Origin of the sequence: Streptococcus sp. HMSC072D05 (assembly GCF_001815805.1) — a bacterium.
Taxonomy (GTDB): domain Bacteria; phylum Bacillota; class Bacilli; order Lactobacillales; family Streptococcaceae; genus Streptococcus.
In genome coordinates, this window is record NZ_KV822018.1 from 25,543 (window position 1) to 46,695 (window position 21,153).

A 21,153-nucleotide genomic window follows, 5' to 3' on the forward strand; every position below is an offset into this window, starting at 1 on the left:
TCAACCGTGTAGGGAGAAATGGGTTCTTACAATTTCTCACGCGCAGCTTTAGCTGCTTCTACAAGGCGGATCAAGCTTTCTTTTGTTTCTGGAATACCGCGTGTTTTCAAACCACAGTCAGGGTTGATCCAAACTTTCTTGCTTGGTACTTTGGCAAGAATAGCATCGATCGTGTGGTCGATTTCGCCTTCATTAGGCACACGAGGAGAGTGGATATCGTAAACCCCAGGTCCCACTTCTGTTTGGAAGTTTTTCGCTTTGAGTTCGTCCAAGATTTCAAGGTTTGAACGGCTTGCTTCAAAGGAAATAACGTCCGCATCCATGTTGTCGATAGCTGGGATGATATCTGTAAATTCTGAGTAACACATGTGAGTGTGGATTTGAGTATCTGGTGCAACTGTAGAGTGTACCAAGCGGAAGGCTGGAATAGCCCAGTCAAGGTAGTCTTCATACCAGTCGCTATGACGGAGTGGCAATTTCTCACGAAGAGCAGCTTCGTCGATTTGGATGATTTTCACACCTGCAGCTTCAAGGTCAAGAACTTCATCCTTGATAGCAAGAGCGATTTGAAGAGTTGAGTCCTTGATAGAAATGTCTTCACGTGGGAATGACCAGTTAAGGATGGTAACAGGTCCAGTCAACATACCCTTAACAGGTTTGTCAGTACGGCTTTGAGCATAGCTAGACCATTTGACAGTAATTGGGTTAAGACGAGTGACATCACCCCAGATGATTGGTGGTTTCACCCCACGCATACCGTATGATTGTACCCAACCATTCTTAGAGAAGAGGTAACCGGACAAGTTTTGACCGAAGTACTCAACCATGTCGTTACGCTCGAACTCACCGTGTACAAGCACGTCAAATCCAACTTCTTCTTGCCATTTGATCCATTCGTCGATGGTTTCAGCAAGGAAGGCATCGTATTCTTCTTGTGATAATTCACCCTTACGGAAGGCCAAACGTTTAGCACGGACTTCTTTTGTTTGAGGGAATGAACCGATGGTTGTTGTTGGAAGAGCTGGAAGTTTAAAGGCTTCTTCTTGGATAGCTTCACGCTCTGCAAAGGCTGGCAAACGAGTGTAGTCTGCATCTTTCAATCCTGCGATACGAGCACGAAGTTCCGCATTATCACCAACACGTTCAGTCGCAAAGAGTTCTTTGTTAGCTGCAAGAGCCTCTGCACCTTGACCGTTGCGGATAGCATCCAAGTCACGGATCTCATCCAATTTTTCAACTGCAAAAGCAAAGTGGTTCAAGATAGCTGGTTCAAATTCTTCGTTAGCAGTTGTAAATGGCACATGAAGAAGTGAGCATGAGCTTGTCAAGACAATGTTTTCAGCTGGAATTTGCTCAAGAACAGCCAAGCTCTTTTCGTAGTTGTTACGCCAGATGTTCTTACCATTGACAATACCTGCATAAAGAGTCTTGTCAGCTGGGAAACCGCCTTTAACGAGTTCAAGAGTTTTCTTACCTTCAACGAAGTCCAAACCAATGGCATCTACTGGCAAGTTCACAAGGTCAGTGTAGACGTCACGGACGTCACCAAAGTAAGTTTGAAGCAAGACTTCAAGACCTTTCTTGTCAGCCAAAAGCTTGTTGTAGAGGTTCAAGAATAGAGCTTTTTCTTCAGCTGTCAAATCTTTGACAAGAGCCGCTTCGTCCAACTGGATGCGAGTCGCACCAAGTTCAGACAATTTTGCAAAAACTTCTTGGTAAGCAGCTACTAAGCTGTCTACGAAGTCTTCAGCTTTCACACCTTCTTCAAAGTCTGACAATTGAAGGAAAGTGAATGGACCTACAAGAACAGGACGAGTGTTCAATCCAAGTTCTTTGGCTTCTTGGAATTCATCAAAAATCTTGTGACCAGCCAATTTAACTTGAGTGTCTTTTTCAAATTTAGGCACGATGTAGTGGTAGTTGGTGTTAAACCATTTCTTCATCGGAAGGGCACGCACGTCCCCTTTTTCTCCTTGGTAACCACGACCCAAAGCAAAGTAGCGCTCAAGATCAGACAAGTCCAAGTTTTGAACTGAAGCTGGCACCACGTTGAAGAGGAAAGCTGCATCTAGGAAGTTGTCATAGTGAGAAAAGTCGTTTGATGGGATTTCAGTGATGCCTTTTTCTTTGACAATGTTCCAGTGTTTTGCGCGCAAGTCTTTTGCTGCTGCCAAGAGTTCTTCTTCTGAGATTTCTTTTCTAAAGTATTTTTCAGTTGTAAATTTTAATTCGCGGAATTCACCCAAACGAGGGAAACCGATGATCGTAGTTGACATGATGTGTCCTCCAAAATTTGTTGTTGAAACTATCTTAACAGAAAAGAAACTGTCTGTATAATTGTAAATAATTAGGCTTTGATATAGTTTGAAACTATATCACTGTTTTAAACAAAAGAAAAAGACTTGAAACCAGTGTCTCAAATCCTTTGTATTGCTTGTTTTATTGCTGTATTTTAGTTAGAATGCTCAAACGAGCTATTGATGATTCTCATAAGTGACTATGACTTGCTATTAGAATAGACTATAGGTCAGCTTAATCAACTTTTTTCCTGTTCAAGTGGGACGACTGCTAGTGTCTTTCCTAAACTGGCTAAGACTTTTAAGACCGTATCCAACTGAGGACTAGTCTTTCCTGTCTCCATCCTAGCTATAACAGGCTGGCTTACTCCACTGAGTTCCTCTAGCTTTTTCTGACTAATACCTTGCTCATGTCTAGCTTTGATCAATTCACTCATGATAGCCACTCGCATATCACTTTCAAGAATTTCTTCCTTGATAAAGAGTTCTGTTCGGACATCCTTCCAATTACTTCCAATGGCACTATTCTTCATCACTTAACCCTCTTTCTTTTATGTCCTTCAGTTCACGCTTGGCTTTTTCAATTTCTCTCCTAGGAGTTTTCTGAGTCTTTTTAACAAAATGATGTAAAAGAACAAAACTCCCATCAACCCATGCTACAAATAAAATCCTATCCCTAAGAGGTCTTAGTTCCCAAATCTCATCTTCCAAATGTTTGATATAGGGTTGGCCAGCGCTCGTACCATGCTGACTAAGCAACTCGATATAGTCGTTTAGTTTATTGAGTTTGATGCGGCTATCCTTACTTTTCTGACAAGCCAATTCTCTCATATAATCTAAGACTGGCTCATTTCCATTTTTGTCCTTATAGAAGTAAATCGTATGCACCAAGCAACCTCTTTCTAATTTAATTATAACTCAAAAGTTATTAAAAGTAAATCCTAATACTCATAAAAAGAAGACCTTAGAATCATTCTAAAGGTCTCATCTTTATTATTCGAAAAAATTACGAGAAGAGTTATAATATGGAGCTAATCCTGACTCTTACTCCAGCTCAATGCCTTTCTCTCGGAGATTAGCCAGACATTCCTCATAGTATTCTGCATCATGCTCACTATAGACGGGATTACCTAGGTTTTCCTCAGGCAAGTCTTGATAAGGAGAGCAGGTCTTGCCACGGTAGTTCTTGTCCAGCCACTCTGGACTGACATTATAGCCACGATTAGCCATCTCCTCCATGATCAAGCGATGATAGGCATAGAGACGATAGGGCGAGTGAGTAAAGACATAGTCCACAGTCGCATGTTTTTTGCCCCAACCATTGCCACGTAGGGCGCAGCACTCTCGATGTTGCCCCAAAAGTTGAGGACGGGGAAGTTGTGAAATCAAAGCCTCATGCCAAAGTCTCATGAGAGTCTCCTTTCAGTAAAGTCGAATGTTGCAAATAGGTATTGGGATAGCGATCCAGCAACTCTCTCGTCTTAGCGATTAAGTCTTCCTTAGAAGCCTGACCAAAGCGGTAGCGATCCAGCAAGAGCATGTAGTCTTTGCATTCAACATCTGTCGCTTTCTTTTTGAAATAGCCCCAAATATGCTGAAAGGCATTGCAAACCTGACCTCTATGCTCAGGAATTTGGCAGGCACGGTCAATCAGTTCTTGAACATGACTTACCTCCACCACTTCATTCTTCAAGTATTGGCGAATCTCATTGTAAATATTGCTGGAATGGCTCAAAACGAGGTATTTGTTTCTAGCCCAGAGTTGTTGGCACTGGGATTTTTGATTAGTTTGTTCCATGTTTCTCCTTGCTTTCTATCCGTTTCCAGGAAATATGGAAACAAAGTTGTACCTTAAAAATGAGCGAATTATGAGCGAATAAATAGTGTTTTTTGTAGCTCCTGATTTTTCTAATAAACCTTGATTTAGAAATCATCAAATACCTGAATAAGTCTCTACCAACAACTGAATCTTATGTAGAACTTCTTGTTTTTTCCGTTCACGCGCTCCCTGTCTACGAGAAGTTGGTGGAATAATCGAATCCAAATCAGTTCCACTGTTTTCGGCATAACCTCGTTGAATTGATTTATCTATGAATAATTGATAATCAGCTACAAGTTTCTCAGACTCAGCTAGGTCTTGAATCGCGATTTTTTTGCGCTCCTTGCCATATTCGTAGAAAGCATTGATAATCCCATCATGGTCTTTCAATTTTTGCAAATCGGTGTCATTGATAAACCCGATAACCAACTCTTCTTTAGCACGAATATCAATACTTGAGCGAATCACACGACTAACTTCTTCTTTCAAATCTTCCTTAGATTCAGAGTTCTTCGATTTCTCAACAATCAATGCAAGGATATAATCCAGATTAATCTCATCTGTTTTTAAGAGTTCGATTTCAAATTCAACATCTGAAAGGTCAACCTCTAAATCTTTACTCTTTTCATAGTTTTTAAGGTTTAAGAATTCATCTCGAATTTCTACATAAGCACTCTTCAAATCTTGAAGATAACCTTCTGAGATAGGCTTGTCTAGCTCTTGGAATTCATCATAATTTCTGAGAACATTATCAAGCTTCAGCAATTCACCAAATAGCTTAACAAACTCTTTTTTATCATGCTCTGTTTCAATTTCTTGTGGATTCGGGAATTTCTCAAGAATTTCCTGACAGACTGCTGTATATCCTTTGACCTCAATACCAGTTACCTGATCCACAAAACCATCCATGTATTCACTAAAGCTTTTTTCTAAGATGATATCAAGCTTATTAGTATCACCAAATGTTTTTATGGCTTCTTGTGTGGCCTTTTCTAAATCACGGAAACAAACGATATTGCCAAAAGGTTTAACCTCATTAAAAATTCGATTAGTTCTCGAGAATGCCTGAATCAATCCATGATAACGAAGATTTTTATCGACAAAGAGTGTATTCATAGTTGGAGCATCAAATCCCGTCAAGAACATACCAACTACAATCAGTAAATCCACTTCCTTGGACTTAACTCGTTTTGAAAGGTCTCGATAATAATTTTGAAACTCTTTCCCATTAGTCGAAAAGTTGGTCTTGAACATTTGATTATAGTCATAGATTGCTTTAGAAAGAAACTCTTTAGATGAAAGAGACATGGCTGTATCTTGAGGGTCTAGCTCTTCATCTTGAATCTCTCCATAAGCTGACTGTTCTTCGTTAGGCGCAAAGCTAAAGATAGTAGCGACCTTCAAACGCTTAACTTCTGGTAGAGTTGCCTGTTGCTGCTGGAGTTCTTCATAGTATAGTTTTGCAGCTTCAATGCTTTGTACTGCTAACATAGCATTAAAACCATGCATCTTCTTTTGTTTATGAGTGTAATATTTACTCCGATGCGTCTTGTCATTATAAACTCTCAACAGGTACTCTGTGATGGTCGCTATCCGCTCTGGATGCAAAAGGAGTTCCTTCTCCATCTTTTTGAGTTTCTTCTCATCAAGCTCTTGCCCAACTGCTTTTTCTGCTTCTCTATACTTATTGATTTCAGGTTTGATATAGTTATAGTCAACCTTGAACTTCAATACTTTTTTATCTCGAATAGCATCCGTAATAACGTAGTTATGAAGTTGTTCTCCAAAAACTTCTTGTGTCGTTTCTCCCGTTAAACTATTTTCTGGGAAAATTGGTGTCCCTGTAAACCCAAATAGGGCGTACTGTTTAAAAGCCTTCTTAATACGCTTTTGAGCCTTCCCAAACTGGGATCGATGACACTCATCAAAAATCAAAACACATTTTTTACTATAGATTTCATGATTTGGATTTGCTGTTATAAATTTATTTAACTTTTGAATGGTGGTAACAACGATTTTACCATCATTTTCTTCAATATTACGTTGGAGTTCTTTTGTATTGTTACTACCATTTACTGAATTTGGTTGGAATTTTTGATATTCCTTCATGGTTTGATAGTCTAGGTCTTTTCTATCAACTACAAAAATCACTTTGTCAATGTAGTCCAACTCTGTTGCCAAGCGTGCAGTCTTAAAGCTGGTCAAAGTTTTTCCTGACCCCGTTGTATGCCAGATATAGCCACAAGCATTGATAGAGCCAAAATTCTTCATTTCATTGGAAGAATGAATCTTGCGCAAGATGCTCTCTGTAGCAGCTATCTGATAAGGGCGCATGATGAGCAAGGTGTTGTCAGCATCAAAAACACAATACTTGGTCAAAACTTCCAAAAGGACTCTCTTGCTCAAGAATGTAACAGTAAAGTCTTCTAGGTCATGAATTGTTTTATTTTTGCGGTCTGCCCACTCACAGGTGAACTCATAATGATTTTTATTTTGAGCTGTTGTATTTGCAAAGTAGCGTGTATAGGTCCCATTGGAAATAACAAAAATCTGAATGTATTTGTATAAAGAATTTTCGCTATTGAAGCTTTCCTTACTATATCTATGGATTTGTTCAAAAGCCTGTTTAAGACTAACACCACGTCTTTTCAATTCAATCTGAACTAACGGAAGACCATTCACTAAAATAGTAACATCATAACGGTTAGTGTGGTTACCCACTTGGGTCACTTGGTTGATAACCTGCATACTGTTGTTATGAATATTTTTCTTATCAAGGATGAAAATATTCTTAATCCGCCCATCATCAAAGACAAAGTCGTAAATATGATTCTCTTGGATTTTTCGTGTTTTTTCAACTAGCCCTTCATTGGGACAGTCCAGATACTCAACTACAAAACGTTGCCACTCTGCATCCGTAAAGGTCACCTTATTGAGCTTTTCAATTTGAACCTTGGCATTTGCTAAGAGCTCTTCAGGTGTATGGATATCTAGTCGCTCGTAGTTAAGATAATTCACCAAATCAGAAATTAACTGATTTTCTAAATCAGCCTCAGACTGAAATTCTCTATCTGTGCGATACTCTGGTTGATACTCAGCCAAGAGAATCCCTTCATTTGTTTCCGCAATTACTTCATGTACTTTTGAATAATCAACCATTTTCATTTTCCTCTTTTGGGTTAAATTTATAATTTTTCTCAAAGCTATTGAATAATTCTATTAAGGTATTTTTTTCTCGTTCTTGCAATTCTCTAAACTCCAAATCTGATTGACGATTATGTGTGAATAAATCAATCCTTTGAGCATATAACTCTATATTTTCTGGAGTAATCTCATCACCAGCCACTTCTAACCCTAATAAAACTTCTTCCCATCTACTATAACCTAAGAAGGTAGCTGTTTTCTCTAATAGATTTCTTAACAAAGCATAATGAAATTTTTCTACTCGTCCACTGTCTACAGCTCTACGTAATTCTTCTCTTACCCTTAGATGATATCCGAAGGGAGAATCTCTCTCAATGTCAGTTAAAATATATCCGACTTTATCTTCCTTATCAACTTCTTTTTTCATAACATAAAAGGACTTTTTTTTATTTGGTATTTTTCTGTCAAATCGTATTTCATTGTACAAAACATTATAAAAAAGTGGTTGGTGAGAAGAAATAATAAACTTTAAATCAGTGCGTTTAGATTTGGCAATAATTTCCTTTAAAAAAATAGCGGAATCAATAGTATTGTTATCATCTAACGACGAAATTGGATCGTCAATATAAATATACTTAAAGTCCTGAAAATCAGAGTCAATATCTGAATCGCTTAACTCTTCAATAATAAGTTCCAAAAGAGTTAGGAATATAGACCAAACAAATATCCTCTCCTCACCCCTAGAAATTTTGATCGTTTCATCATCTACTGTAAAACGAATGCTTTTGAAGTTACTCTCTAATCTTGGTATACGCTGACCACCAATAATATCAATAATTGGAATACCAAATCATCAACAGCCTGTTCTTCAATATCCTCAAAAATAGGAACTATTAAATCACCGACAAATTTCTGAAAAGTTATAATAACCTGATTAAATTGTTGCTGATTCTCCAAAAAGTTACCAAAATAGGTACGTTTATCATATTTGAGGTAACGATCTTCATCATTTTCTAAATCATTTTCCCAAGTAAAAAGATCTTCTGTAAAAGCGTTAAAATAAAGTATTTTCTTAACTTTTGACTCTTCATTATTTTCCGAGATATTTAATTTATCCTTTAAAATTGTAGATAGCCTTGTTTTCCCTGTAGCATTAAAAGCATAAATTAAATGCACCTTCTTATCACTTGAGATCAATTCCTCTGCAACATCTTCCAATGTATCAAATACTTTATCATTCGCCATGATTCACTTTTCCTTATTCATTAAAATTGAGTAATCGATTTCTCCAATATTCATACTGTTTCTGTCTTAGTTCGATTTCTTTTGGAAGACCTTCAGAAAGAGAGTTGGTTAAGGTGTTGAAATTGTCAAGAATGGAGACAATTCTTTTTTGTTCAGTGAGAGGTGGAAGAACAATTTTAAATTGTTCCATATCCTTCGAATTGATACGAATAACTTTTGTTCCAGTTACTTTTCTTTCTTTTTGAGATTGAAAAGAAATCGACCTAAACCAATAATTTAGATATCGTGAATTTTGATTTGTTCGAATTATATAACTATCCCCAGAAATTCCAATCTCTTCTTTCCCTTCCCAAACAATTGCTTTCCCAACATCTTCAACATTTTCAGATGTTATTGCCATTACTAAATCATTAGGATAGGCTTTTTTTAGCTTTTCGAACACTATTTCACTAGTTTTGGAAAGAGTTTCAGTGACTGTAAAGTCATATTTAGTGTAAATTTGTCCGTAGTGGATAACAGATTTCCCGATTTCTGTAAAATCTTTCTTCTGAAGTCCATTTCCTCTTACAAATTCACAAATGCTTCCCAACTCCACCCGAATTGGGCCAAATACCCACTGTAAAAGCTTGATAAGAGCGGAATTGTCCCACTCCTCTACTCTACTCTACTCTCAGTGTACTCGCCTTCGGCGATGAATGTCAAGAGTTTTTCTCTAAAATATTCGTACTGTTTTTGGCGTAGTTCAATCTCCTTGGGAAGTCCGATGTTGAGGTCATTACAAACCGTATCAAAGTTGTCCAGAACTTGAACTATACGAGATTGAATTTCGAGAGAGGGAACTGGAATTTTATACTTCTTTACCAAAGTATCAGAAATTGCTGGATAACTTACCCCACTCTGATTTTCCTCCAAATATTTATAAAAATCACTTGATGAAAATATATGATATACGTAGTTAGGTAAGACCTCACCATTTGTTCTAAAAATATAGAACCCTGTACTACAAATCTGGTTATTGTAATCATCAGTTATTTTCGTAAAACGTTTCAAAGTTGGTCTTGTTGTTCCTAAGATAATATCATCAGACTTTACAATTCTTTGGGCCCGACTTGGAGCAGTCGATTTAGTTATTGCTGTAGTTTCAATAATCTTATTAGTAACTCTATCTACTGACGATAAATCTATATATTTAAATAATTCATCATCTCCAATTTTATTCCAAAAAATATTATTTGTTTGTTCAGAAACTGCATCAAGTGTCTTCCACTCAACCTGATATACCTCATCTTCAAATGATAAAAGCTTATCTCGATAAAAAGAATATTGCTTTTTACGTGAGGTCAATTCTGAGGTCAATTCTGAGGTCAATTCTGTAACATAATCAGTCATTTTGTCAAGTATTTGCACTATTTTTTCTTGAATTTCTAGAGGAGGGATGGGGAGTAATAGTTTGGACAATTTGTCAGCTTTTAACGCGGGTATCCCCGCTCCATGTTGAAAATCCATAAGATATTTCTGATTCATTTTTACAAAATGATATACAAATCTATTATTCACTCGAGTCTCATCAGGAAGTATATAATAACAATGCGCATTAGCCCAAAATTTGGTATCGACAAAATTAACAAAACCTGCAGAAGCTCCACCTTGACTTACAATGATTGTATTAGCTTCCACGTTGTAATCATTAGTTCTTCCTGAATAAGTTTGTCCACCATTATACGCAGGATATAATCCATCTTCTATCAATAAATTTTTATTTAGTTGCTTACCTTTCTTAACAGAACACACTTCCCCCAACTCTTTCCACTCAACAGAACAGTTTTGGATTTCTTCTAGGATGTTCATTAGTTACCTCCTTCCTTGGCTAGATTTTCAATGCTTTTGATTTCCTTGAGGTAATCTTTTTCAACTTGACTGAGGGTCTTGGCTTGGTAGCTCTTATATTCCTTATCTACCTTTTGCTTCATCTGTTCACGAGAGATGGAACCACTGTTAGCTAGCAAGTCTTCCCCCGTAGCCTGAAGGATACGATCTACGTGAGCCACCCAGTCAGCCATGGTCATGACTTCTTCTCGCTCTGCCTGTCTTTCAGCAAAGTCTAGATATCCTGATACAAGCTGATTAAGCCCACGGAGTTCCTTTTCTGTCAGATAGTTCTTGGCAACCTTTGCTTCAGATAAAGTGGGAAGGTCTCCCTTAAAAGTGGTCAAGCCCATAAATTCCTTTTCACTATCAACACGGTTATAAATGAGTTCACTGGCAGTATTGTGATGAATGGCATAATGCATCTTGTTTTGCACCGTCGCAAAGAATTTCTTTGCCTCTGGAGAGTTTGCATTGTAGTCACTTGATGTAGCAAAGAGATCCAAGACCTGACGGTAAAAGACTTTTTCACTCGAGCGAATGTCTCGAATTCTTTCAAGAAGTTCTTTAAAGTAAGAGCCCCCACCCAAATTTTTCAAGCGCTCATCATCCATAGCGAAGCCCTTGATCAGATACTCTTTCAAGACTGTCGAAGCATAGTGTCTGAACTGAATGCCACGAGGGGAACGCACTCGATAACCAATCGCCAAAATCATATCAAGATTATAGTAGGCGACTTTTTTTGACTGAGTTTTACCAGCCATTGCACCGTGACGAGTGGTTGTCAACTGATAGTTGACAACCACTGCTTCATCCAGTTCACCATCTTCAAAGATAGCCTTGATATGTTTACTAATATTTTGCTTGGAAGTCTGAAAGAGCTCAGCTAGTTCTTGTTGGGTCAGCCAGACCGTTCCATTATCCAGATGAAGCTCAATAGCGGACTGACCATCATCTGTTCTGTAAAGAATCACATCATTTGCCATGGCTCAATTCCTCTACAATTCTATCTATCTCTGCACGCAAGTGGTCAATCTTAGTAACAGTCTCAGCGATTTCTTTATTAAGCACATCAATATCAATCTTCTCACGGGTATCTTCTTGTTCGACATAGGTTGAGACAGATAGATTATAATCCTGCTCTGAACCAATCACCTCATTATCAACAAGAGTTGCTTTATAGTCAACATTTTGATAATTAGAGAACAATTCAACTATGTGCTCTATATTGCTATCCGTCAAGACATTGTTATTGGTCTCTTTTTTGAATTCTTTACTCGCATCAATAAAGAGGGTTTTATTTTCAAGCTTATTTTTCGCTAGAACCAAAATCGTAGTTGCGATAGAAGTCCCAAAGAAGAGATTATCTGGAAGGGCAATGACTGCTTCAACAAAATTATTATCTACTAGATACTGACGAATGGTCTTTTCAGCACCACCACGATAGAAAATGCCTGGGAAACAAACAATGGCTGCTCGACCTTTATTAGACAAGTGGTTGAGACTATGCATGATAAAGGCAAAGTCAGCTTTTGACTTAGGAGCTAACTTACCAGCTGGCGCAAAACGGTCATCGTTTATCAGAGTTGGATCTCCATCTCCCACCCATTTAACAGAATACGGAGGGTTAGAAACGATAGCATCAAATGGCTTTTCTTCCAGATGCTGAGGATTTAAGAGGGTATCTCCTCGCTTAATATCAAAGTTATTGTAGTTGATATTGTGCAAGAACATATTCATACGAGCCAAGTTATAGTTGGTCATATTGATTTCCTGACCAAAGAAACCATCCTCTAGGATATGATCTTCGTATTGTTTTTTCATTTGAAGAAGGAGAGAGCCTGAACCACATGTCGGGTCATAGACCTTGTTAATCTTATCTTTTCCAACCATCACTAGCCGAGCCAATAGTTTAGAGACTGTCTGAGGTGTAAAAAATTCACCACCACTTTTCCCTGCATTACTGGCATAGTTGGAAATCAAGAACTCATAGGCATCTCCAAAGGCATCAATGTCATTTTCCTCAAAGTTTCCAAAGTTAATGCTATTGATACCATTAAGAATGTCAGAAAGGCGTTTATTTTTTTCTGGAACAGTTCCACCAAGGATGTTGCTTCGGGTATCCAAGTTATCAAACAAACCTTTGATATCATCTTCTGATTTGAAGCCAATCGCTGACTTCTCAATATCTTGGAAAATATTGGCCAATTCTTCGTTTAGATTTTCATTTTGCGAGGCGTTCTTGACGACATTTTCAAATAATTGACTTGGAAGGATAAAGAACCCCTTATCCTCAACTGTCCCTGGTTTGAAATCTTGCTCAGCTTCTTGATCACTTAAGTCAGCATAACGGAATTCTAAATCCCCAGCCTCATGCTCAGCACGGTCAAAATAGTCTGCCATATGCTCTGAAATAAAACGATAGAACAGAATTCCTAGGATATATTGCTTAAAATCCCAACCATCTACAGCTCCACGCACATCGTCTGCAATCGCCCAAATTTTACGATGCAGCTCCTTGCGTTCTGCATTTTCTTTACTTGCCATTTTTACTTTCCTTAATTAATGTATTATCTTTTCTATTTTATCATATTTCAAGAAAAACCACTCGACCTGACTAGAGCGAGTGGGGTATAAACTATTTTTAAAATATGATTTTATAATTGTACTCTATGATTTCAATTATTTTTTTGATTTTATTAAGGCAGTAGTACTTCTTTCATACTATCCTTATCATCACTCTTTATAAATACAACATTCTGTTTACCTGTTAATTCTATCAGTTTTTCCTTCCCAAGGATGATTGCGAGATTCTTAATAATTGAACGTTTAGCTAAATCATTAAAATAAGTGAAAATAAATCTATAATCATACTTTCCATTTTCTGCTAATGCAAAACATTTTTGAAATATTTCTTTATCCAAAGGGTCAACCGAGTGTCCAAAAACAATGATATTCTTTGAATTTGGAAGTTGACTTCCGAATTCGTCATCTATATCATAGAAAGTTCGTTTAAAAAATTTTTCAAAATCATTTCCCGTTTCTTTTACTACTCTTTGATAATACTTCTGGTAGGGAATTAAATCACTGTTAACATCATTTTCTTTATCCTCAATTCCAAAAACCATCGTATTAATTCGACTGAAGGTTCTAATTAAGTCAATTCGCCCATGTATGAAATGAGTTCTCTTCTCAGAAGTTCCAAATAAATATCGTGAAGTGTTTGTATAATTAAAGTTTAGGACAGAGGAATTTGACAAATCTGATATTGCATCTAGAGCTGTTGGCTTGGATTTTATCTCGATAACTTTAAAATCAAGAAAGTCTCTATAAGATAAATATATTTCTAACAATTCAATCAATAGATCAAGTTGATTGATAAATTCATTATTCAACTTTTCCATTGCAACTTCTCTTTCTAAAGAACCCCAGACTTTTTTATGAAAGAGTAAAAAAAACAAATCTGAAATATATAATTTTGACCTATAATTTTTTTCTTTTGATAATTTCTCATCCAGTAACCCAGTTTGTCCTGTAATAGTAACTTTGAATATTAAATCATTATTTTCTTTGAAATACATTATTGCATCTGCAAGTTGCGAAATCATTATTTCAAGATTAGACCAATTATCTCCCAGAGTAGCTTTATTCTCATTGATAAATTTTAAATATAAATTATCCTTGTATTTCTCAATCCTTATATTTTTAACTTTTAGGAACTCCAGTAAGTCCTCATTTGGATTAGAGAATAATTGTTTTTCAAAGTCAATAAAATCTGTATACTTTGTTTTTCGCCCCATTGCAATATCAAAGCCATTACCTAAAATTAAAATTGTATCTGCCATATTTTCTCCCTTTGCTTTTTTATTTTCTAGAGGGGTATATTTTACCTCCCCTACTCCAACTGACTTTTAACCTTCTTCTTAGTCAAGATACGGTCGTTTTTGTTAGAGAGAGCTTGGATACGAGCTTCTAGAAGGATTTTCCTTCCGGTCTCTGTTCGTGTGTAGACGAGATGATAGCGTCCGATAGTCGGCGTCAGAAAGTCGAGGAATTTCTGTGCTTCTTCCTTGCGCTTGTCAAAAAGACTAGGCACGACATAGTAAGGTGACTGACCTTGTCGGACTTTCTCTGCCTTCAAGAGATAGCGCTGGTTATCCACTGGAGCAAAGAACTCTCCCACAGTCTGCGCAAACAGCTCCTTGTCCCTCATGCTTCCTCCCTTGAGATAGGCAAAGACCATATAGTTTTCCTTGTCCTCCTCTACCTGAACACGGGATTGGTCATCCGTTAGATGCCCCGAATCTAGCAGAGCCTTTCGGATCTGCTCACCCAGAGATTGCAAACGTTTATAGGGACTCTTATAGCAGAGGTAGCGCCAAGATGCAAAGGCCAAAAAGAGGAGACAGGCTGCTGTAAGCCACCAAACACCGATCAGTCTCAGTCTAAATAGCAAAACCAACAAATCCACTGCCAACAAGAGCAATGACATGCGAACCCATTTTAATGCATCAAGCAAGAGCATGACTGGAATTTTCTGTTTTTGAGTTGCGACTTCTGTAACTATCTCGAACTGATCCGCTACAACAAGAGCATCCTGCCATTTTTGTCTCAAGCCTGCTCGATCCTTGGAGAGACTCTTAACTCGCTCATTGTACTCACTAATTTGCTTTTTCTTAAAAGGGGGCTTTGGAAAATCCAAACGATCCAAACCAGTCTCAATACTCTCCTGATTATAGGCCAATCCAAGAAAATGCTCCATCCGTCGCGACAAGGTTTGCAGATCCTGATTGCTCTCTGGTCTAGGCTCCTCACCAGGAAGAGTGATAAGTGCTTGCGCTTGAACGGCTACCAGATGCCAGATGTTGCTGGTCTTTTCTGGATGTCCCGACCAGATACGAATGGCACGCCCTCGCATCTGGTTACTCAGCATAAAGCTCCCCACAAAGCTTCCGAGGATTAGGGAATTAACACAAGGAGCATCCCAACCCTCTCCAAGGAGAGATTTAGTTCCGACTAGGACTTGAATCCGGCCTCGTTGAAAAAGCTCCGTCACTGCCGCTACGATTCCCTTAGCTGAGCTCGGAAAACCAACCTGCACATAATCTTTTGGATCCAAGTGACCAATAGATGAGAAACTAAGAGGAACCTGAGGCAAGAGTTCCTTCAACTCTGCTGCCACATCGGTAGGCAAAATAACGACACTACCTGACAAGACAGCCAAAGACACAGTTATCTCTTGCTCCTGAGCTTTTCGACGAATGCTTTCAAAATAAGGGAGAACCCCCAACTGAGAAATGGTTGCTTGATTATCTCCCAGATAGGTGGCAAAATCCTTGCGAATATAGTCAGCTAGTACTAACTGTCTCAGTTCCTGACCTAGACTCTCATACTCTGTCAAGAAGATATCGGCAATGGCAGACAACTTCCCCAGAGATTGGGTTAAAAGCTGGTCAGAAGCCTTGGACTTAACTAGATAAACCTGACGTTTTTCCACCAACCCACGCGCCTTCAAGTCAGCCTCTAACTTTTTCTTATATCCATCTGGATCCTCATACCAATCTGGTGTCAGATAGAGTATGCTCTGCAACAGCGTCTCCAACCAGTAGGAGGTCAATGCTGGAAGCTTCTGGGTTCCCAGTAAATTTTGCAAAGAGGAAGGAATCGTTAACCCCTGAGAATGCATATAAATCAACATAGCTGACAAGTACTTGGGATCTTCTAAGAGCAAATCAGATGATATATCCCCTTTGAGGACCTTAGACCCTGCTACAAATGTTTGAAAATCAGGATCGACTATAAGGTGATGAATATAGTCCCACTTAGTCTCCTCAAACTGTTTGAGACGTTCCGACTCTTCAGCTGTTGGTGAACACATATAGACAAAATCCTGATGAGGGCAAAGAGTGTCTTCCTTGACTAGTTCAGGTACCGTGATTTCTTGATCGATCTCCCCACACATACGGATATAGCGTTCCCAGAGTTCAGGCTCACTGTCATAAGGTGGTGTCGCTGTCAGGGAGATGAGTTTCAGCGGTCCATACTGCTTGCGAAAGACTTCCAGACTTTTCCACCATTCATTGCGCAGGTGGTGGCACTCGTCCAAACAAAGAGTCGCAACTTTCTGAGCTCTTAGGCTTGCAAACAAATCAAACCCCACAAAATCCTCTGCTTCTCCATCTTCTTGTGATTGCAGTTGGTTCATGGCACTATGAAAAGCCTGATAGGTCACAATTGTTAATGCCTTCATCTCCTTTAAGTTTTGGGAAACGAGGTCTGAAAGCCTCTGACCATCCTCTAGAAAAGCAGTTTGGATCCTATCTACCCATTGTTCGCGAATGGTGACAGTCGGAACTAAGATGAGGGCTGGGTTGCCAAAACGAGCGATTAGCTCGATACCAATGGTTGTCTTTCCAGACCCTGGAGCGGCCACTAGATGAACATGACCGTCTGCTTGATAGTCCTGAAAACAATCCAAGACCTGTTTTTGATATTGGCGCCAGCTTCCTTTAAAGTTTAAACCTAACATGATACCCCTCATTCTATACCGTCATTTTCTTATTCTCATTTTACCACACTTATTTCTCCAGTCAGATAATCCAGATAGTTTTTCTCCATAAAATATGGTATAGTAGAATCATACTATCTATGAGGAGTTTACATGTCACAGGATAAGCAAATGAAAGCTGTTTCTCCCCTTCTACAGCAAGTCATCAATATCTCATCTATCGTCGGGGGAGTCGGTACCTTGATTTTCTGTATTTGGGCCTATCAGGCAGGAGTGTTACAGTCAAAGGAAACCCTATCAGCCTTTATCCAGCAAGCTGGAGTCTGGGGGCCACCACTCTTTATCTTTTTACAGATTCTACAAACCGTTGTACCGATCATTCCGGGAGCTTTGACCTCAGTGGCTGGGGTCTTTATTTACGGCCACATCATCGGGACTATCTATAACTATATCGGCATCGTGATTGGCTGTGCCATTATCTTTTACCTTGTGCGCCTCTACGGAGCTGCCTTTGTTCAGTCGGTCGTTAGCAAGCGCACCTATGACAAGTATATCGGTTGGCTAGATAAGGGCAATCGTTTCGAGCGGTTCTTTATCTTTATGATGATCTGGCCAGTTAGCCCGGCTGACTTTCTCTGTATGCTGGCTGCCCTCACCAAGATGACCTTCAAGCGCTATATGATTATCATCGTTTTGACCAAGCCCTTTACCCTAGTGGTTTATACTTATGGTTTGACTTATATTATTGATTTCTTCTGGCAGATGTTTTGAGGATAGAATATAGCCTGATACTAAATATACTTTGGTATGGAAATCATGCCTATTTTTCGATAGTGAATCGAGGACTTACCTAGCCTTTCCGCCGTGATAAAAACACCTGAAATCTAATGGTTTCAGGTCTTGGGAAACTTTGAGACATTGGGCTCAAAGTTTAGGTATGGAATTTCGAAGAAAGTCGCTACCGTCCGTCATCACTTAAGGAAAGGCTCAAAAAATTGCCTTCAAACAAAATATCCGTTTGGTTGCCCAAGCGGATATTTTCTTTGTTTTATTTTGCGACACTCTTAGCGAGGACAAAGTTCCCAAGTGTGGCAGAACCATTGCCAGCAACAGCTGGAGTCACGATATAGTCACGTACATCTGGAACTGGTAGGTAGCCATTGAGTAGGGCTGTGAATTTCTCACGTACGCGGTCAAGCATATGTTGTTGAGCCATAACCCCACCACCAAAGACGATGACATCTGGACGGAAAGTTACAGTCGCATTCACTGCGGCTTGAGCAATGTAGTAGGCTTGAACATCCCAAACAGAGTTGTTGAGTTCAATGTTTTCCCCACGAACACCTGTACGAGCTTCCAAACTTGGACCAGCTGCATAACCTTCCAAACATCCATTATGGAAAGGACAAACACCATTAAATTCTTTTTCAATATCCATTGGGTGTCTAGCCACATAATAATGACCCATCTCAGGGTGACCAACACCGCCAATAAACTCGCCACGTTGGATAACACCTGCACCGATACCTGTACCGATTGTGTAATAAACCAAGTTTTCGATACGACCGCCGGCATTATTACGAGCAACCACTTCACCGTATGCAGAACTGTTTACGTCTGTCGTAAAATACATAGGCACGTTTAGAGCGCGACGAAGAGCACCAAGCAAGTCGACATTTCCCCAGTTAGGTTTTGGAGTTGTTGTGATAAATCCATAAGTTTTTGAGTTTTTATCGATATCGATTGGACCAAATGAACCAATGGCAAGTCCTGCAAGATTGTCAAATTTTGAGAAGAACTCGATGGTTTTATCGATTGTTTCAATAGGTGTTGTTGTAGGAAATTGTACCTTTTCTACAACGTTATAGTTTTCATCTCCGACAGCACAGACAAATTTTGTACCGCCCGCTTCCAAGCTTCCGTATAGTTTTGTCATGATTAACCTCTTGTATTTATTTTCTTTATTATAGCATATTTCCAGACTGAAAATTGCTCAATATTTTAGATTTTCCTCTGTAAATTTTACCATTCAAGCAAAAACGAACAAACATGACATTTGTTCGTTTTTTTGTTTTATTAAGCTTTAACTTCGATGATTGCGTCACCCTTAGCAACTGATCCAGAAGCAACTGGATTTACTGAAGCAAAGTCTGCAGTGTTTGTTACGATAACCATAGTTGTGTTATCAAGACCTGCAGCAGCAATCTTAGCTGAGTCAAATGTTCCAAGAACATCTCCAGCTTTAACCTTGTCACCTTGGGCAACTTTATGGTTGAAGCCTTCACCGTTCATTGAAACAGTGTCGATACCAACGTGAATTAAGATTTCAGCACCGTTAGCTGTTCTCAATCCATAAGCATGGCCAGTTGGGAAGACGATTGTTACTTCAGCATCAGCTGGTGCATAAACAACATCTTGGCTAGGTTTCACGGCGATACCTTGTCCCATAGCTCCACTTGAGAATACTGGGTCATTCACATTTGAAAGAGCAACAACGTCACCAACGATTGGTGTTTGGATAACACCTTCGCTAGGTGAAACCACAGTACCAGTTACTGCTTCTTCTGTTAAACGGTCAGTTTCAGCTTCAGAAATTGCTCCTGAAACTTCTTCTACTTCATCTTCGTAACCAAACATGTAAGTAAGAGCAAAACCAAGTACAAATGATACAGCTACCATAAGAAGGTATTGTAGAAGTTGTCCGTTACCAATGTAAAGCATTGTACCAGGGATGACTGTGATACCATTACCAGTACCAGCAAGTCCAAGGATAGATGCCAATCCACCACCGATTGCACCAGCAATCAATGAAAGGAAGAATGGTTTACGGAAACGCAAGTTAACCCCGAAGATAGCAGGCTCAGTAATACCTAGGAAGGCAGAAAGAGCAGCTGGGAAAGCAAGTGTTTTAAGTTTAGGATTTTTAGTTTTCACACCAACGGCTACTGTCGCAGCCCCTTGAGCTGTCATCGCTGCAGTGATGATGGCGTTGAATGGGTTAGCATGGTCAGCAGCAAGCAATTGAACTTCAAGCAAGTTGAAGATGTGATGAACACCTGATACGACGATTAATTGGTGAACTCCACCAATCAAGAAACCACCAAGTCCGAATGGCAAGTTAAGAATAGCTTTTGTTCCAATGAGGATGTAACTTTCAACAACGTGGAAGACTGGTCCGATAACAAACAATCCAAGGATTGACATTACAAGGAGTGTTACGAACGGTGTTACCAAGAGGTCAAGTACATCTGGAACAACTTTACGAACAGCTTTTTCAAATTTAGCTCCGACAACCCCGATGATGAAGGCTGGAAGAACTGAACCTTGCAAACCTACAACTGGGATAAATCCGAAGAACTGCATTGCAGTTACTTCACCACCAGAAGCAACAGCCCAGGCATTTGGAAGTGAGTCAGATACGAGCATCATACCAAGGACGATACCAACGGCTGGGTTACCACCGAATACGCGGAAGGTTGACCATACAACCAAACCTGGCAAGATGATGAAGGCTGTATCTGTGAGGATTTGGCTGTAAATGGTAACATCTTCTGGAAGTGTGATTCCAAGAGCGTTCAAGAGACCACGAAGACCCATGAAGAGACCTGTCGCTACGATAACTGGAATGATTGGTACAAAGACGTCACCGAAAGTACGGATAGCACGTTGGAACCAGTTTCCTTGTTTAGCAGCTTCTGCTTTCATGTCTTCTTTAGAAGATGTTGGCAAACCGAGTGCAACCACTTCGTCGTACATCTTGTTTACTGTACCAGTACCAAAGATGATTTGGTATTGGCCTGAGTTAAAGAAAGCTCCTTGAACTTTATCCAAGTTCTCAATCACTTCCTTATTGATTTTCCCTTCATCTTTGACCATGACACGTAGACGAGTCGCACAGTGGGCTACACTGTTGACATTTTCACGTCCACCAAGGGCTTCGATGACTTTTTTTGCAATATCCTGATTGTTCATTTGCAAAAATCTCCTTATAAAATTTTGTTCTTGTTTGAAAGCGATTTTATTCGCCCTACGACTATTATTTTATCATGTTTCTAAAATATGTCAAGCGTTTTGCAGGATTTTTTATTCCCTTTCTTTTTTCTCTAATTATTTTTGCTCGTTTTTGAGGGAAATTCTCTTTTTACTCAAAAAAATATCTTTATACTTGAGAAATTAAGGCTTTTATTTACATTTTCTTTCATTTTTTCGTGAATATTTGCCAGATTCCCTTTACTTGTTTTATAGCAATCGTTTGACATATTTTTCTTTTTTTT

Annotated in this window: 17 protein-coding genes; 1 reads left to right on the forward strand and 16 read right to left on the reverse strand. The window is 39.0% G+C overall.

All coding sequences use genetic code 11. The features are described 5' to 3' along the window. Nucleotides 1-26: 26 nt before the first annotated feature. The 14 genes from metE to HMPREF3057_RS04360 form a co-directional block, all read right to left on the reverse strand. Complete coding sequence (gene metE, locus HMPREF3057_RS04295) at nucleotides 27-2,276, reverse strand: 5-methyltetrahydropteroyltriglutamate--homocysteine S-methyltransferase (RefSeq protein WP_070696545.1); 2,250 nt, start codon at nucleotides 2,274-2,276, stop codon at nucleotides 27-29. Nucleotides 2,277-2,536: 260 nt separating this feature from the next. Beyond that, a complete protein-coding gene (locus tag HMPREF3057_RS04300) occupies nucleotides 2,537-2,830 on the reverse strand; it encodes a helix-turn-helix domain-containing protein (RefSeq protein WP_070696548.1) in 294 nt (97 codons plus the stop codon). Beyond that, nucleotides 2,820-3,185, reverse strand: coding sequence for a type II toxin-antitoxin system RelE/ParE family toxin (locus HMPREF3057_RS04305; protein WP_070696551.1), 366 nt, complete (start codon nucleotides 3,183-3,185; stop codon nucleotides 2,820-2,822). Before HMPREF3057_RS04305 ends, HMPREF3057_RS04300 begins: the two co-directional genes overlap by 11 nt. A gap of 156 nt (nucleotides 3,186-3,341) precedes the next feature. After that, on the reverse strand, nucleotides 3,342-3,707 hold the full coding sequence (locus HMPREF3057_RS04310) for a TIGR02328 family protein (protein ID WP_070696554.1): 366 nt from the start codon (nucleotides 3,705-3,707) through the stop codon (nucleotides 3,342-3,344). Then, on the reverse strand, nucleotides 3,691-4,095 hold the full coding sequence (locus tag HMPREF3057_RS04315) for a YbgA family protein (RefSeq protein ID WP_000438484.1): 405 nt from the start codon (nucleotides 4,093-4,095) through the stop codon (nucleotides 3,691-3,693). The genes HMPREF3057_RS04310 and HMPREF3057_RS04315 overlap by 17 nt, the downstream gene beginning before the upstream one ends. A 135-nt stretch (nucleotides 4,096-4,230) precedes the next feature. Further along, nucleotides 4,231-7,275: a type I restriction endonuclease subunit R gene (locus tag HMPREF3057_RS04320; RefSeq protein WP_070696558.1), complete on the reverse strand. Its 3,045-nt coding sequence runs from the start codon at nucleotides 7,273-7,275 to the stop codon at nucleotides 4,231-4,233. Next, the gene (locus HMPREF3057_RS10440; protein WP_070696561.1) at nucleotides 7,268-7,957 is read right to left on the reverse strand and encodes an AAA family ATPase; all 690 of its coding nucleotides are present in this window, start codon (nucleotides 7,955-7,957) and stop codon (nucleotides 7,268-7,270) included. The genes HMPREF3057_RS04320 and HMPREF3057_RS10440 overlap by 8 nt, the downstream gene beginning before the upstream one ends. Before the next feature lie 101 nt (nucleotides 7,958-8,058). Next, nucleotides 8,059-8,505 carry a hypothetical protein gene (locus tag HMPREF3057_RS10445; protein ID WP_070696564.1) on the reverse strand — a complete coding sequence of 149 codons (447 nt, stop codon included), beginning with the start codon at nucleotides 8,503-8,505 and terminating at the stop codon, nucleotides 8,059-8,061. A gap of 13 nt (nucleotides 8,506-8,518) precedes the next feature. After that, complete coding sequence (locus HMPREF3057_RS04335) at nucleotides 8,519-9,100, reverse strand: restriction endonuclease subunit S (RefSeq protein ID WP_070696566.1); 582 nt, start codon at nucleotides 9,098-9,100, stop codon at nucleotides 8,519-8,521. Between the two features lie 59 nt (nucleotides 9,101-9,159). After that, nucleotides 9,160-10,353: a restriction endonuclease subunit S gene (locus HMPREF3057_RS04340; RefSeq protein WP_070696569.1), complete on the reverse strand. Its 1,194-nt coding sequence runs from the start codon at nucleotides 10,351-10,353 to the stop codon at nucleotides 9,160-9,162. After that, entirely contained in the window at nucleotides 10,353-11,357 is a 1,005-nt protein-coding gene (locus HMPREF3057_RS04345) for a virulence RhuM family protein (RefSeq protein ID WP_070696572.1), read from the reverse strand. Before HMPREF3057_RS04345 ends, HMPREF3057_RS04340 begins: the two co-directional genes overlap by 1 nt. Continuing rightward, the gene (locus HMPREF3057_RS04350; protein ID WP_042768896.1) at nucleotides 11,347-12,918 is read right to left on the reverse strand and encodes a type I restriction-modification system subunit M; all 1,572 of its coding nucleotides are present in this window, start codon (nucleotides 12,916-12,918) and stop codon (nucleotides 11,347-11,349) included. Before HMPREF3057_RS04350 ends, HMPREF3057_RS04345 begins: the two co-directional genes overlap by 11 nt. 152 nt (nucleotides 12,919-13,070) lie before the next feature. After that, complete coding sequence (locus HMPREF3057_RS04355; protein ID WP_049477415.1) at nucleotides 13,071-14,216, reverse strand: AbiH family protein; 1,146 nt, start codon at nucleotides 14,214-14,216, stop codon at nucleotides 13,071-13,073. A gap of 50 nt (nucleotides 14,217-14,266) precedes the next feature. Continuing rightward, nucleotides 14,267-16,900 carry a DEAD/DEAH box helicase family protein gene (locus HMPREF3057_RS04360; protein ID WP_070696575.1) on the reverse strand — a complete coding sequence of 878 codons (2,634 nt, stop codon included), beginning with the start codon at nucleotides 16,898-16,900 and terminating at the stop codon, nucleotides 14,267-14,269. A 132-nt stretch (nucleotides 16,901-17,032) separates the two neighbouring features. On the opposite strand from HMPREF3057_RS04360, the gene HMPREF3057_RS04365 reads away from it, so the two are divergent. Beyond that, nucleotides 17,033-17,650 carry a TVP38/TMEM64 family protein gene (locus HMPREF3057_RS04365; protein ID WP_000076177.1) on the forward strand — a complete coding sequence of 206 codons (618 nt, stop codon included), beginning with the start codon at nucleotides 17,033-17,035 and terminating at the stop codon, nucleotides 17,648-17,650. Nucleotides 17,651-17,927: 277 nt separating this feature from the next. Here the strand turns inward: HMPREF3057_RS04365 and scrK are convergent, their stop codons facing one another. Together scrK and HMPREF3057_RS04375 are read right to left on the reverse strand one after the other, a co-directional pair. Then, nucleotides 17,928-18,815 (reverse strand): fructokinase ScrK, encoded by an 888-nt coding sequence (scrK, locus tag HMPREF3057_RS04370; protein WP_049484304.1) that lies wholly within the window; start codon nucleotides 18,813-18,815, stop codon nucleotides 17,928-17,930. A gap of 140 nt (nucleotides 18,816-18,955) precedes the next feature. After that, nucleotides 18,956-20,851 (reverse strand): sucrose-specific PTS transporter subunit IIBC, encoded by a 1,896-nt coding sequence (locus HMPREF3057_RS04375; RefSeq protein WP_070696577.1) that lies wholly within the window; start codon nucleotides 20,849-20,851, stop codon nucleotides 18,956-18,958. Between the last annotated feature and the right edge of the window lie 302 nt (nucleotides 20,852-21,153).